This is a genomic window from Albirhodobacter sp. R86504 (assembly GCF_042466415.1).
Classification (GTDB): Bacteria; Pseudomonadota; Alphaproteobacteria; order Rhodobacterales; family Rhodobacteraceae; genus Albirhodobacter.
In genome coordinates, this window is the sequence record NZ_JAXHCH010000001.1 from 158589 (window position 1) to 173793 (window position 15205).

General features: G+C 55.4%; 12 protein-coding genes. 7 read left to right on the forward strand and 5 right to left on the reverse strand.

The features are described from left to right. Positions 1-12 precede the first annotated feature (12 nt). Complete coding sequence (locus tag SJY32_RS00705) at positions 13-1248, forward strand: surface lipoprotein assembly modifier (protein WP_376870430.1); 1236 nt, start codon at positions 13-15, stop codon at positions 1246-1248. Here SJY32_RS00705 and SJY32_RS00710 read toward each other — a convergent pair. Next, positions 1245-2828: an alpha/beta fold hydrolase gene (locus SJY32_RS00710; protein ID WP_376870432.1), complete on the reverse strand. Its 1584-nt coding sequence runs from the start codon at positions 2826-2828 to the stop codon at positions 1245-1247. The two genes, SJY32_RS00705 and SJY32_RS00710, sit on opposite strands and share 4 nt — an antisense overlap. A 179-nt stretch (positions 2829-3007) precedes the next feature. Between SJY32_RS00710 and SJY32_RS00715 the strand changes: the two genes are divergently transcribed. Further along, entirely contained in the window at positions 3008-3562 is a 555-nt protein-coding gene (locus SJY32_RS00715) for a LuxR C-terminal-related transcriptional regulator (RefSeq protein ID WP_376870434.1), read from the forward strand. Here SJY32_RS00715 and SJY32_RS00720 read toward each other — a convergent pair. The 3 genes from SJY32_RS00720 to SJY32_RS00730 all read right to left on the reverse strand — a co-directional run bounded on the left by SJY32_RS00720 (position 3559) and on the right by SJY32_RS00730 (position 7876). Then, complete coding sequence (locus SJY32_RS00720; protein WP_376870437.1) at positions 3559-4551, reverse strand: GSCFA domain-containing protein; 993 nt, start codon at positions 4549-4551, stop codon at positions 3559-3561. The genes SJY32_RS00715 and SJY32_RS00720 overlap by 4 nt on opposite strands. A gap of 346 nt (positions 4552-4897) precedes the next feature. After that, the gene (locus SJY32_RS00725; RefSeq protein ID WP_376870440.1) at positions 4898-6955 is read right to left on the reverse strand and encodes a GumC family protein; all 2058 of its coding nucleotides are present in this window, start codon (positions 6953-6955) and stop codon (positions 4898-4900) included. Positions 6956-7096: 141 nt separating this feature from the next. Next, a complete protein-coding gene (locus tag SJY32_RS00730; protein ID WP_376870442.1) occupies positions 7097-7876 on the reverse strand; it encodes a metallophosphoesterase in 780 nt (259 codons plus the stop codon). A 339-nt stretch (positions 7877-8215) separates the two neighbouring features. Between SJY32_RS00730 and SJY32_RS00735 the strand changes: the two genes are divergently transcribed. From SJY32_RS00735 to SJY32_RS00750, 4 genes are all read left to right on the forward strand, one after another. Next, entirely contained in the window at positions 8216-8941 is a 726-nt protein-coding gene (locus tag SJY32_RS00735) for a sugar transferase (RefSeq protein WP_376870444.1), read from the forward strand. Between the two features lie 96 nt (positions 8942-9037). Continuing rightward, positions 9038-11122, forward strand: coding sequence for a YjbH domain-containing protein (locus SJY32_RS00740; protein ID WP_376870446.1), 2085 nt, complete (start codon positions 9038-9040; stop codon positions 11120-11122). Beyond that, positions 11119-11799 (forward strand): YjbF family lipoprotein, encoded by a 681-nt coding sequence (locus SJY32_RS00745; protein WP_376870448.1) that lies wholly within the window; start codon positions 11119-11121, stop codon positions 11797-11799. The genes SJY32_RS00740 and SJY32_RS00745 overlap by 4 nt, the downstream gene beginning before the upstream one ends. Positions 11800-11883: 84 nt before the next feature. Next, complete coding sequence (locus tag SJY32_RS00750; RefSeq protein ID WP_376870451.1) at positions 11884-13191, forward strand: polysaccharide biosynthesis/export family protein; 1308 nt, start codon at positions 11884-11886, stop codon at positions 13189-13191. A 70-nt stretch (positions 13192-13261) separates the two neighbouring features. On the opposite strand, the gene SJY32_RS00755 is transcribed toward SJY32_RS00750, so the two are convergent. Next, positions 13262-13513 (reverse strand): hypothetical protein, encoded by a 252-nt coding sequence (locus tag SJY32_RS00755; RefSeq protein ID WP_376870454.1) that lies wholly within the window; start codon positions 13511-13513, stop codon positions 13262-13264. A gap of 246 nt (positions 13514-13759) precedes the next feature. On the opposite strand from SJY32_RS00755, the gene SJY32_RS00760 reads away from it, so the two are divergent. Next, on the forward strand, positions 13760-15202 hold the full coding sequence (locus SJY32_RS00760; protein ID WP_376870456.1) for a mannose-1-phosphate guanylyltransferase/mannose-6-phosphate isomerase: 1443 nt from the start codon (positions 13760-13762) through the stop codon (positions 15200-15202). Positions 15203-15205: the final 3 nt, after the last annotated feature.

The window sequence follows — 15205 nt, forward strand, 5'->3', positions numbered from 1 at the left end:
GGAGCAGCGCCAGTGACACACCGCTTTAAACCCTCAACCCGCTTTCTGCATGTGTTGATCGTTGCGCTATGCCTGATGATGCCCCTGAGCGCGCCAGCAACGGCACAGATCAACCCCTACGATGCACTCATGGTGAAGGGGCGCGCGGCCCTTTCCGCGGATCGCACCGACGCGGCACTGCGGTATTTCTCTGCCGCGCGTAAAATCGCGCCTTTGGATCCCCGGCCACATCTTGCGATTGCCGAGTCCTTCTCGCGCGCGGGCCAAGCACGTCGCGCCGAAGCCTATATGTCCTATCTCCTGACTGGCCCTGGGCAGCGAGCGAACGCAGCGCGCTATGCAGATGCAATCGGCATCCTACAACGGCGGCATCCTTTCGTGACCTCCGCGTCATTTGCACTTTTGCCAAGTACCAACATCAACAATGTATCCTCCGAATCCAACTTCGAGACACTCTTGGGACGGTTCGAGATCGAAAACGGCGGCGAGGAGACGTCGGGCGTGGGCGCGGAGTTTGGTATACAGGGGCGTTACCGTTTGCCTCTCGCGCGGGGGCGATCCTTCGAGTTGGGAGCCGCCCTAAACCATGTCTGGTATGAGACGGCCGCGCTGCGCTATTGGCGCGGGCGCGTTACGGCCGATCTGGTGCAACGGGATGGCGCGCATGATTTGCGCGGCGGGATACACCTTGATCGAACATATTACCCTGATGTGGATGAAAACCGGTCCGACCGACTAGCGATCGGCCTGCACGGCGCATGGTCACGTGCCCTCAAAGAGGATGCGCGGCTCACGGTATCGGGGTTGATTGAGCATCGCGCCTATATCGACAAAGATAGCCTTTCGGGCGTCTATTCGACCCTTGGCTTGGGCTACACAAAACGCCACAAAGACGGCTCTGCCTATACGGTGAGCGCCTCCGTTGAGCGTTCCATCCCCTCGTTAGGATACCATCGATATTTCGGCGCAACCGTGCGCGCGGGCTATGATCGGAATGTCACAGATCATCTGCGCGCCGGCATCGACGCGAGCGCAACGCTGCGCGTTTATGATGAGGATTTTGCAGCTGTCGATTATCATCGCCGTGATGAGATCTATCGCATCGGGTTTTCGGTCAGCGACAAACGCCTCACGATGTTCGATGCAACGCCCAAGCTCTCATGCGGCTATAAGGTCCAGTCTTCGAACATCTCTCTCTACTCCTCCAACACGACCGATTGCCGGATCGGATGGTCCTACCGCTTCTAACGCGTTACCACCGCGCGCGCAGGATCATCGACGACCGCACCAGGCGCAATGAGCGTTTTCATAAGCGCTTCAAAATGCTGGATGAGTATCAAGTGCCCCGCATCATCAAATCTGGTAAAGCTGCTCGCCTGAACCGTCGAAGCGACCGCGCGGATGTCATTCACCGGGCTGATCGGATCCTCTGCGCCGTGGATAAACGCAATATCACAGTGTGCCTCGCGAAGATCGTTCAGCCAGTTGCGCTGCATATTCGTGATCTCGTCAACGGAGGCGAGCGTGGCGTGGTTGGCGATCAACGCAAGCCATTCCGCCAAAAACGGCGATTGGAACATCGCCTCAATCGAAGCCGTGTCAGCGGGCGAGTTACGGAACAGATGCGCAAGCCCTTTTTGCGCCCAGTCAGGCACGCGACTGATGGCATTATAAACTTTCGTCAGACCCGCGATAACCCGTGCATCGGCGCGCAGCCTTTGCGTCATCTCGACAAAGATCGTCGGAGTTTGCTCCGGTGTCATGGGCAATACAGCCTGAGGTGTTGCTACGAGCACCAGCCGCGCGATTAGATCGGGATGATGCCGAGCGAAATGTGCCGCCCAAGGCACCCCCGCGCTTTCGCCGATACAAATCAGTGGCTGATCCGTCAGATACTCCATCGTCTCGGCCAATGCGCGCGTCACGCGCTCCAGCCGCGCTTGGGCATCCAGACTGCCGTCAAACCCGAGGAAATGGCGTGGCACAACGATCCACCGTAACCCGAGCCGTTTGAGCGTTGCGACCATCTGCGTATCGACAAGTACGGGTGCCAACATGCTGTGAAAATAAAGTACGGGCCGTCCGCGCCTTGCGCCAAACTCCCATACCGGAATTTCAATCCCTTCACCGATTGTCACCGTATTGACGATGACATCCCGACCAAACTGACGCTTCACAAGGGCCGTCTCAAAATTGCGGCCTTGCGTGGGGAGGATTTCGTCCAAAATGCGTGCGGTAATTTCAACTGATAGCGTCCGCAGCAAGGCCGCTTGGGTGTTCACGCCCAGCTTCTCCATGATGATTTGAGCCTGCTTGCGCTTGGTATCATAGGAGGCGCCCACCGCCGCCGCCGCCGCTTTAAGATCCAGCCCAGTGAGCAAATGAGCCAGCAATAGATATTCCGATTTCGTCAGCCCTGCTTCGTTGCCCGCACCGCAAAGCGCGAGAATTCTGCGGTGATCGAGATGCACCGCGATGAGTGACAGATGTTCTGGCGCGTCGTCCCAACGATCAATTCGGTCATACAAAAAATACAGACTTCCTTGCGCCACAACATAGGCACATCCGCTGGCGGAGTGTTTCGGCATGCGGATTGTTTTGGGAAACAGCTCGTCCGCGTCGGTAAAAAGGCCTGCGATCTGTCGTGTGCCCGTACGATCATAGAGGTTGGCAGGGAAGCTACAGCGCGAAAAATTGCGGTAAAAAAAACGCTCGCTCAGGCTTTCCTCTGCCTGCTGCATCAAAATCACATCCTCAGGCGGCAAGATCACGCGATCTCGGCTCATGACGGATGTCAGCGTCTGAATGAATTGAGAAGATCGGGCCATCGTACCGCTTCCCTCCACTTGTTGCGCTCGCGATCACGGAGCGGGCTTCAATGTGATCGGCAGATCAGAAAATAGAGATTTTGTGCATCTCTTTTTGCGAGCCTCCCCCCCACGGGGGGGCGAACCATCGTCGTTACTCCCGCTACCCTACCCAAACCGACGCAAAAAGGGAGGGAAAAATGGGAAATCTGCAAGCCGATCAAGCGTGCAGCGACGTGACACGCGCTGCGACTCTCGCATGCGTGGATGTTGACCCTGCGGGGCGGATTGTTGCGCGGGATGCCCCCGCGGCGATGTTTCTTTCACAACATCCCTATTTTATGATCACCCGCGGTGCTGAATTCCTAACGGTAAGGCCCAAGGAGGATTTCGCCGATGCCCTCCGCAGGGCAAGCCGGCCCTTCGACGCGCGCCCAAGCATCATCCGTGCCGATATGCGACCCGAAGGGCCGCCTGTTCAGGTGAACGTGCTGCCTTTCCGAAAACGACTGATCCGAATTGTTCTATTCGTGCCGCTGCTCGCGGCGCCGACATTTCCGAGCCTCTCCGCCCGGGAGCGCTCTGTTTTGCAACTGGCTGCAGCAGGGCAGCGTCGCGACCGGATCGCGCATAGTCTCAACATCTCGATGCCAACCGTTGACATGCATTGCCGAAATCTACGGCGAAAACTTTCCGCCATGACGACTTCGGAGGCGATCGCCGTTGCCGCCAAATGGAACCTGCTCGAGGATTAATCCGATGACGGCGCGGGTTCAAACCACTCTTGAACGAATGTCGCAGTGACTTGCCGCACCAAATCGGCGCGCACGTGGACCTGATCCTCTTCCCATGTCAGGTGCCGCGGGGAATTCGTCACCATCTCATAAGATGGGAAATACTCGACGCAGTCATATGTCTCGCGCATCTCTTCTGCGATGACCCGCAAAACAGACTTGGAATAGGTTGACGAACACACGATGTCATCTGGCGTCATGGTATTTTGGAGCGGAACAGGCGAGATCGTCACAACCAATTTTGCCTGCGGCGCGACTTTTTGGCAAAGCTTCACCACTTCGTGCATCTGCGCGGATAACTCTGCATGGCTGGGGCGCAAAAACTCATAGCGCGATTGCAGGTCAGCTTCCGACAACTGCTCTATAACTGCGAGATCGGCGGGATCCGGCGCTTCCTTGCGCAGCCGCGCGGCCTCCACAGACTTTCGCGCATGATGAAGCTTCTGCATGGCCTCTTGGCGTTGACCAATTTCCCACCGCACAGCCTTGGGATGCGGGTGCGTGTTGAGCGAAAGTCCTGAGACACGGTCGCGCCACATTTCCACAAGGCCAAGCGTGAAGATAATAACATCTGCGTCTGCGATCTTACGCATGGTTTCCGCGACCATAGTCCGCAAGAGCGTCGCCTCGTCGCGCGTCAGCAATCGCACACTCGTCGTTGCGGGGTCGAACCATAGAGCCTCACCCGCTGGAATGAGGCCCGCCATCAAATCTGCGCCCTCGTCAAATGCGCGGGAAATCTCATCCAGAATCGAGGGAATGTTAAACTTGTTCATTGCAGCTTGGGGCTGCTTTACCGTCTCGTAAAAATCGGCAGGTAGATTTAGACCTTTGGTCAGGATTTCGATGCCCTGCCCGACCAATTCCGCTTCGATATTACGAGCAAAGCAAGATCCGATGGTGAAGACTTTGGCATCGCGGGAAAATCGCGTTTTCGGGGCCGAGTGCACGTAGAAAAAATCAGCCTCAAATCGATCTTTGGCCGTCGCGCCCGTTCCGAGAGTGTTGCTCTATTGCTTATAAACATTGCCACGCACATTGGCGCGCGTTTGATCAAAGGTGAGCGTTTTCATGGAGACTCCCATCCCTTTAAGCAAGCCTAAGCTGAAACCGTTTTAGAGCGCATGACGCATAAGCTTCCCATCAGGACCGCGAAATTCAATGATATCGCGACAAAGGGGCGTAATCATCATTTCTGAAAGCAGCGGCCTCACCACGAAGGGGCTTCGCTCCAATCGATTTGTTGAACCGATTGGAGCTACGGGATCAAGACAATGCAAGCGCGGCGGCGTGACTTTAATCCGTATAATACTTCGCGCCGTACGCAGCACCTGACCCATACCCGCCATATTTTCCGCCGTAGCGCTTCATTTCCTCACCGTCGACTTGGCTCAGGATCAAGCCCGCAACCTTTTGATTTACCGATGAGAACATTTGGATCGCTTCGTCAACTAGGCCGCGGCTTGTGTCGTTCCATTTGACGGTAAACAACACAGCATCTGCTGTCTGACTGATAATCCGCGCGTCAGGCACAACGAGAACTGGTGGCGTATCGATGATGATGTAGTCAAACGTCTCACGCATCTCGCGCAAGAACTGGCGATAAGAGTCAGACATGAACAGATCGGCCGCGTTGATCGAAGACTTTTCACCCATAATTAATGAGAGACCGATATCTTCATGGCGTACGAGAACCTCGTCGATCTTCGCCGCGCCCGAGAGCAAGGAGACAAGCCCCTTGCCACTCTCGGATTTTGGAAAATATTCTGAGAGCGTGTTGCGCCGGATGTCGCCCTCGATCAAGAGAACCGACTTACCGATACCGACAAGGTTCATGGCAAGAGCGAGGGAGTTGGTCGTTTTCCCTTCGCCGGGAACGGAGGAAGTCGAAATAATGACCTGCGGCGGGTTATCAACGTTCGACAGCAAAACCGACGTGCGCAGGTTGCGGATAGCTTCCATCGCGGCCGACGTTGGCTTGGTGCGCATATAGGTCAGGATGTCTTTGCGGGCCTTGCCTGGAATCAAGGGGATCTGCCCCATCACCACAACGCCCGTCATGTCTTCCAACTCGCGCGCCGTACGGAAGCTGTTTTTCATAGCCTCACGGATCAGGACGAGCCCTGCCCCCAGCATCACGCCCAGAACCAAACACATCACCATGACAAGCGTTTTGCGGGGCGCTGTCGGTGTATTGGGGATCACAGCGGCGGAGAGTAGGCGGCTATCGGCTTGCTGGATGCCTTGTTGTGCCGATGTTTCCTTAAGGCGCGACAAGAAATATTCATAAAGCGTTCCGCTTGCCTCCGCTTCACGTGTCAGCTGTTGCAATTGAATAAGGTCGTCGCCCTGACGGGCAATCTGCTCTGCAAGTGATTCCTGTGAGCGGATAAGGGCGGCCTGCTGATCCGTTGCCCGCGCCAGATCCAGTTCGGCGCGGGCGACAACTTGTGCGAACCGCGCATCGAACGCGTCAGAGGCTTGTCCCGTCTGACCAAGGCGCGTGAGTTGCGCATCATTCGCCGCAGCAATTTTGTCTTCGATGGTGGTCGCGTCTTCGATGCGTGCGATCCGCGCCTCCGCCAGCGTCACTTGTTCCGCTGCGCGTTGGATCCGGTCGCGAAGATCTTTGTTCTGAACTTCAAGCGAGGCCAGCATCTCGGGCGACACCAAGGAGATCTGACTGTTAAAGGCCTTCGCGCGCTCCTCGGCGGTTTCAAGCTCGTCTTTCAGCTCCGCGACGCGGTTCGCCAGCCATTGGGTCGCCTGTTCACTCGCTTCAAATTTCACCTCGATTTGGTTCAAAATATACAGACGCGCGAGGGTGTCGGCGATTTTCGCTGCTTTTTCCGGGTCAGTCGAGGTTACCGAGATGTCAAAGACGTAGCTTGACGAAAGATTCCGCACGCTCACAGCGTTCAAGAGCGCGCTTACGACCCGCTCACGAATAGCATTTTCGGAAGGAGGGCTAGAAGGTGTGCGAAGTGAGCTGCGAATTTTTTGAACAAACGACTTTGGCCGCAAAGCGCCGTTGAATTCGGGATCGGCGACAAGGTTAAGCTCATCCACGACTTTACCGGCAAGACTGCGCGATTTTAGAACTTCGACCTCGGTATTCAACTCGTCAGACGCGCCCGTCATACCGCCCATGATCCCTTCGAGATCAACGACTTGAGCCTTGCGCGTATCCAGAACGATCACAGATTTTGCCGTAAAGATCGGGACTGCAATGAATTGAACGTAAACGAAACCGATCAACGCCAAAGCTGCCATCGACCCCAAGACGATGCGCCATCCTGCTCGCAAAGTTACAATGATTTTGGAGAGATCAATGACGTCATCTTCTGTTTGCATTTGCTCGCCTCTGACGTTTGTAAAACGCTCTATCTGTTTCTAATGAATAGTTTTGATCTGCCCGAAAGGCCAGAAATCCTATCAATCTTGCGCTGTCTAACTATGGTCATAATCCGTCCGGAATTGAAAATAAACATGCTTTCATAACGATACGGTTACAAACTCGACACCTGACGCAGAGAGTAGCGCCGCTGTGAGCCCGCCGCCAGCATAGGCCCCCGTATCGACAGATACCACGCCGCGCACAGCCAAGGGCTTCTCAACAACGGTGTGCCCGTGAACGACCCACATGCCATCTGTGCGCGCCCTTGTCCCGAAATCAGGATGACCCCAAGTGAGGGATTGATTTGACTGACCAGAAATCGGCGCCCAAGGATCTGCGCCGGCATGCACAACGGCAACATTGCCACATTGCACCAGTCTGGGACGCGCACGCAGCCAGCTCTCGAGGTCTGGCCCCATAGCAAGACGCAAAGCATCGCGCGCGACGGGCATGACGCTCGCGTCGGATGTCGCGGAAACTCCGCCGACACCGAAGCTCGCCAAGCATTGCAATCCGCCATACCGGAGCCACCTTGGCCCCTGCGCCTCCGGATCATCTAGGAATCGAAGCAACATTTCTTCATGATTGCCGAGAATGACTTCGATCTGGTCGCGCAACTCAAAGGCGCGCCGGAGAGCCTCGGCGCTCTGCTCGCCTCGATCAATCAAATCCCCCACGCAGATGATCCGCGCTGCCGGACTGAGCGCCGTGAGTCGATCAAGCATCGCCTCAAAGGCGCGGTCCATGCCGTGTATGTCCCCGATTACCGCGAGCAGATCGCAGCCATCCAACCGCACCGGCGGGAAGCTCGCCTCCCGCTGTGGAACCGGCTTTTGACGGGGTTCCGACCGCTTTAAAATACGAAATTTAGACCACATTGCGCCACCTTTAGACCGAACGCCTTAAAGTGCAATCCCTTTTAAAACGCTCGGCACTCTGGCTCACGATTCGCCACAAGGTTGAGCTTGGAGGGCGCCGGCGGATCGGCGGAATACCGCGCTTTAACTGCGCCGCTATAATGTGCAAATGCCCATTTCGGGGGCAATATCTATCCAAAAGGCTAGACAAAGCGCTTGATTATTTTACGATTGATAAACTATGTTGCCGAAATCTTACATAGTGGATGCACTCTTTGGTGAGTGGCGTGCTCAATTTTGAGAATCTGGGCATTACGCGCAAAGGCGAAGAAAATTTCAACGTTAAGCCTGAGGGCCAAAATGTCTTACACAGAAATCCTGCTCAAAAAAGAAGTGTCCAGTCACGGCGATGAATCGATCCGATCCGCGCATTCGCGTAAAAAGCCGCAAAAAGGCCGCTCGTTGATGAGTTTTTCTTATAATAATTTTGGTAAGCGGGTTTTGGATATTGCTTTCAGCTTGGTGTTGATGCCAGTTCTGCTTCCGGTTCTGCTTGCGATATGGGTCGCGATCCGGCTGAACGGCGGGGCGGCAACCTTCACCCAGCCACGAGTTGGTCGCAACGGTCGTGTCTTTAACTGCTACAAATTTCGCTCGATGGTGCCGGATGCGGAGCGTGTGCTGGCAGACATGTGCGCGAGCAATCCAATAATCGCGCAAGAATGGGCCGCCAATCAGAAGCTTCGTGATGATCCGCGGATCACTAAGGTTGGTAAATTCATCCGCAAGACAAGCTTGGATGAGCTTCCGCAGATCGTCAATGTTTTGCGCGGGGATATGAGCCTCGTGGGCCCGCGCCCGTTCCTTCCCTCTCAAAAAGAAATTTACGACGCGTTGGGTGGCAAAGCTTATTATTCGCTTCGTCCAGGCATCACCGGACTGTGGCAAATTTGTAGCCGGAACGATACGACATTTGCGGCGCGCGTGCGCTTTGATGAGGAATACGCGCGGAATCTGAGCGCAAGTAACGATGTTTCACTCATTCTGAACACCGCGAAAGTTGTCGTGCAGCACACGGGCGCATGAATTCGTGCGACCTGTTCTCCACCGAGGATTGTGCGCAGGTGTTTCCTTTGCTAGCCGTATCTTAACCCGACCTTTGATGCCCGAGAAAATAGCATAATGCGACAAACACGTTTTTCATGCGGGCTCTTTGTCGTTGTAGCCATGGCTGCGCCATTGCAGGCGCGCTCGGAAGGTTTTTCGACCTACGGCAGCCCTGGTTTGGTAGATATGCCGAGCGCGTTCACTGCGCCGGACGGGGTGCTTACTTTCACAACGTCAAATATGACGGACCATACGCGCAATACGTTACACTTCCAGATTACGCCGCGGATGTCTGGCACATTCCGGTATGCAATTTTGCGGGATTTCTCCGCAGGGGCTGAAAACCCTGACAGGTTCGATCGCTCGTTCGATTTTCAGTATCAAATCCGCGAGGAAACAAGCCGATTCCCTGCCCTTGCAATCGGCCTTCAAGATTTTGGGGGCACGGGAATATTTGGCGCGGAATATCTGGTCGCGAGCAAAAACATCGGTGAAAAACTATCGGTAACGGCGGGGATCGGCTGGGGTCGGTTTGCGTCCTACGGTGGATTTTCGAGCCCATTTGGGAGCCAGTTTCAAAACCGCCCTGTCATTACCAGCATCGAGGAAACAGGGCGCGTGTCGTTTAACCGTTTCTTCCGCGGTGACGCCGCATTTTTCGGCGGGTTCGATTATCAACTTTCGGACAAACTTCGGCTGGCGGCCGAATACTCTTCGGATGCGTATAGCGTCGAAGTTCAGCGCTTAGGATTCGAACGCAAAACGCCCATTAATGTCGGTTTTAACTACCAGACATCTGAACGGCTGGCTTTGAACGGTTTTATAATCGGTGGAGCGCAGGTTGGTTTTGGCCTGTCCTACACGATTAACCCGAACCGGCCGCAATACATTGGCGGTGTAGAGCGGAATATGCCGCCGATTGCTCCGCGCCGCGACATTGCGGATCTTGGTTGGGATTTGAACGATATCGAGGCGAACCGGGCGCGCGTGAGATCTGCGCTGAACCAGCAAGGTCTGACGTTGGAAACCTACAACCAGCGCGGGACGACCGCCGAATTTGCGCTCATCAACAATCGGTATGCGACGTCTGCGCAGGCGCTTGGGCGGGCGGCGCGTGCCATTTCCAACGCCGCGCCCGCAGAGATCGAGACATTCGAAATCACACTGGTGTCGCAAGGCATTCCCCTTTCGCGCACCACATTGCGTCGGAGCGATCTTGAGGAACTGGAGCATGCTTGGGACGGAAGCTGGCAAAGCTTCGTCCGGGCCGACATTACGGATGCGCCGACGCGTTTACCTCCCGATGTCGGCATATATCCCAAGCTGGATTGGTCTTTACTTCCCTATTACAGTCTTTCGCTGTTTGATCCCGATAGCCCTCTGCGTATCGATCTCGGCGTGCAGGCATCTGCGCAATACAACTTTACACCAGGTTTCTCTGTCGCCACGACGATCCGGCAAAAGCTTGTCGGAACGCTCAGCGATAGCACCCGTGTCTCGAACTCGGTTCTCCCGCATGTCCGCTCCGATCAGGTTTTGTATGACAGCCAATCCGGCCCACAAATTGACCGATTGACGGCGGACTATATTTTCAGGCCAGCGAAGGATTTTTATGGCCGGATATCGGCTGGTTACCTTGAGCAGGTATACGCAGGCCTTTCGACAGAGGTGCTTTGGTATCCCGTCGAAAGCCGGCTCGCGCTTGGGGCCGAGCTTAACTATGTCGCGCAGCGCCAACCCGACGAGATCCTCGGCTTGAACGACTACCGCGTTGCGACAGGTCACGCGTCGGCCTATTACGATTTTGGCAACACCTATCGCGGACAAATCGACGTCGGACGCTATCTCGCAGGAGATTGGGGCTCCACGGTTTCACTTGATCGCAAATTCGATAATGGCGTCACAATCGGCGCTTTCTTCACCCTAACCGATGTGCCTTTCGAAACCTTCGGAGAGGGTAGCTTCGATAAAGGCATTCGCTTTACCTTCCCCATCGACTGGCTGACAGGTCAATCAGGGCGCAGCGGCTTCTCCCAAACGATCAGGCCGGTTTTGCGGGATGGTGGCGCCCGCGTGTCTGTCTCAAACCGACTTTACGAGGTGGTCCAGCACGGAAACGCGAACGAGATGCAGCATGGATGGGGTAAATTCTGGCGATGAAAATTACTCTGTGCCTCCCCAAAATATTGGTAATGCTCGTGGCTTTGACGGGCCTGTCGGCGTGTTCGTCCAATTCCGACCAAGTTGCGGCCTACCGAGCCATTGTACCGGTATTCCAAGGGCAACCGAAGACCGATCCGGCATTTGCAGCGGCGTATGAAAAATCCGCTTCATCCGGCTCACTGGGAATGATCGCATCAATTGAAAGCCGCCCCGACCTCATCTCCTCCTTCTTCCTACAAACGAGGTCGGATGCGAGCGGTGTTGAAACGTGGATCGGCCCAGGCGGCATTCAAGTCATGATGAATGATGGTATACTTGTCGGGACGCGCGGGTTTGGCGCAGACGTCATGGCCGCAGAGGTAGGGCCAAGTTCAACACTTATCCGCTCCTTCGGATCGGGATATGTCACGCGTTTGATGACCGTCATGGATGGCGGCAATCATGCAGTCACGCGGGCCTTCCGTTGCGCAATCGCACCGGGCGAGATGCAGCCTGTGCCACGGGGCGACGGCGCGATCATGGCGCGTACCGTCACCGAAACCTGCCGGAGCAAGGGCATATCGTTCGATAACTTCTACTGGGTTGTCCCACAATCCGGCGAAATAATACAATCAAGTCAATGGGCGGGCCTTACGACCGACAAAATGTCATTCCGTCTCACGCCGACGTATTAACCCTCGCGGCTTAAGAATAAACTGGAGAATCTTGTGCGACTACTAACGATAGCCCTTATCACAAGCACACTTGCGAGTTGCGGCGTGATCTATCACAAGACGTCCGTATCCGCCGGTATTTCGGATTTCGGCAAAGTTCGGGTGCTTCCCATTACAGCTGAATCGGTGATGACGGCGAATGCGTCCAGCTATCAACCGCAACAGTTGCCCGCGTATTTCTCGCAGACGGCAGGGCTGAGCGGTTCGCTGTCCACTCCAATCGCCCCGCCTGCTGCGGCTTTTGACCGGATCAGCCGGCCAAGCGATGTCGAGACACGCCTCCCGCCCGAACCGCAAGGCGGAAGCTACCGCATTGGTGCGGGAGACGTCGTGTTGCTTGCAACCCCGCAAGCAGGTTCTACGGTAGAGCAATTGACCGGCATCCTTGCCGCGCAAACATCACGGCAAGGGTATACGGTTCAGGATGATGGAACAATTTCTGTGCCCTCTGTCGGCCGCGTTGCTATTGCGGGACAAAGTGTTGAAGATGCGGAAGCAACTTTGTTCCAGCGCTTCCTAGATAAAAACGTAGACCCATCCTTCTCGCTCGAAATTGCTGAGTTCAATTCAAAGAAAATTGCTGTTGGTGGCGCAGTCGGGAGCCCTGGTGTCGTACCGGTAACCCTGACACCGGTTTATCTGGATGAAGCGCTTGCCGCGACTGGCGGCGCACAGGCCGCAGATCCTGATACAACGATCGTTCGCCTTTACCGCGATGGTAATCTTTATCAGATCCCGCTTGATGAGGTATATCAGAGCACAGGCTCGGGGCGTGTCCAGCTCACCGCCGGAGACAGCGTCTTTGTCGACAGCGCGTATCAACTTGATAAGGCTGTTTCGTATTTCGACGAACAATTGAAACTGGCCGGCTTCAAGCAAACTGAACGACAGGCGCGCCTCTCTGCGTTGCAAACTGAGGTAAATCTTCGTCGCAGCGAGCTTGAGGAAGCTCGGTCCAACTTTACACAACGCCTAGAACTTGGTGCGGAGTTGGCCGATCACGTCTACCTCACGGGCGAAGTCGCCAAACAATCGCGCTTCGATCTCCCGTTCAATCGGCCCGCGTCATTGGCAGATGCGCTATATAGCAGCGGCGGGATCGTGACTGCGAAATCGGATCCCAAAGAGATCTATGTTTTGCGCGGCTCGGATAATCCGCTCGAATATGATTCGATCAGTGCATGGCATCTCGACAGCCGCAATGCGGCCGCTCTGTTACTGGCGACGCGTTTTGAATTGCACGCGAACGATGTGATCTTCGTGGCGGCTCAACCTGTCACCCATTGGAGCAATGTTGTTAATGCCATTACGCCGTCTCTCTTGATATCGTCGGTCAATGCTGCCGCTGAGTGATCGGGGACAAAAAGACATAAATAAGGGGCGCCGAAATGGCGCCCCTTATTTATGCGTGCGAAACCAATACTTAATCGGTTGTCGAGGTGGTCGAATTGGTTGAGCCACCGCCTGATGCAATCGCGCCGATCGCGAGTGGCGCGGCGATGAGCGGAACCAAGAACACGAAGTTGGTTGCGCCGAGACCGGCGCCAATCCCCGCACCAGGGAGACCGACAGCAGGAGCCGGAGCAGGAGTAACTGCAGGAGCATTTTGAGCTGAAGCGCTCGCAACCGTCGCGAAAATCGAGAGGGCTGCGATAGGGAGGACAGAAAGTTTCATGATGGTTTTATCCTTATGAAGATAACCCATCATATCAAATAATGCTGCGTTTGCACAAGAAATATTAGTTAAAACGAGCGCCTCTTGTACCCGCCCTTAAATAGGCAACGTGCACAATTAATGATCCAAATCGCACCCGAAGTGCTCATGCCAAAATTTTTGGCTTTTATTCAAGCTTTGTCATTGAGAGTTCACTGAGCACGTTCTATCACCTTAATAACATTGAAGTCTATTTTGGGCGGGCAAATGATCACTCCAGTAATTTTATGCGGCGGGTCCGGTACGCGCCTTTGGCCACTCTCGCGCAAAAGCTATCCAAAGCAATTTGTTCCGCTTTTAGGTGGCAAAACCTTGTTTCAGTCATCTGCTGAACGGCTGACCAGTTCCGCTGGTCTTGGCTTTGCGGCTCCGGTTGTGCTGACAGGTTCCGATTTCAGGTTCATCGTCACAGAGCAACTCAACGAGATTGGCATCGACCCCGGTGCGATCATTATCGAGCCCGAGGCGCGCAACACTGCCCCTGCCATTTTGGCGGCCGCGCTCTATCTATATGCTGCGGACGCAGAAGCCGTCATGCTCGTCGCCCCTTCCGATCACGTGGTGCCCGATACGGCCGCCTTCCACGCAGCCATCGCGCGCGGGATGCAGGCGGTTGAACGTGGCAAGCTTGTCACGTTCGGAATTCAACCAACGCATGCCGAGACCGGCTACGGCTATCTCGAACTCGCCAGCCGCCCCGACGGGAGCGGCGATGCGATTGACCTCAAGGCCTTCGTGGAAAAGCCCGATGAGGCGACCGCTCAAACGATGTTGGATGCTGGCACATTCATGTGGAACGCGGGCATCTTCCTGTTCAAAGCGAAGGATATCATTGAGGCATTTACCGCCCATGCGCCCGCACTAGCCGGCCCGGTTGGTGCATCCGTTAAAGACGCGAAGACCGATCTAGGCTTCTTGCGCCTCGATCCGCCAGCGTGGGACAAGGCCGAGGATATCTCGATCGACTACGCCGTTATGGAGCGCGCTCAAAACCTTGCGGTTGTGCCATTCACCGGAGGTTGGTCTGATCTCGGCGGATGGGATGCCGTCTGGCGCGAAGCAGGTCCGGATAGCGAAGGCGTCGTGACGTCCGGCGAGGCAACCGCCATCGATTGCCACGACACATTGTTGCGCTCTGATAGTGACCGCGTCGAAGTCGTCGGCATTGGGCTGACCAACATCATGGCGATTGCCATGAATGACGCGGTACTCATCGCGGACATGTCGCGCGCGCAGGATGTCAAAAAGGCGGTAGCCGCGCTGAAGGCAAAAGGAGCGCCCCAAGCGACGAATTTCCCCAAAGACCACCGTCCTTGGGGATGGTTCGAAAGCCTTGTCGTCGGCAACCGGTTCCAAGTTAAGCGTATTCACGTTCATCCTGGTGCGGCGCTTTCACTGCAAAGCCACGTTCATCGTTCTGAGCATTGGATTGTGGTTGAGGGAACAGCACGTGTCACGGTCGATGACGAAGTGCGTTTGGTCACAGAGAACCAATCCGTCTACATTCCCCTTGGCGCAATCCACCGCATGGAAAACCCTGGCAAAGTGCCGATGGTTCTGATCGAAGTGCAAACCGGTTCTTACGTCGGTGAAGACGATATCATCCGCTATGAGGATATTTATTCGCGCGGTCAGGGTGCGAAAGGGTAACTC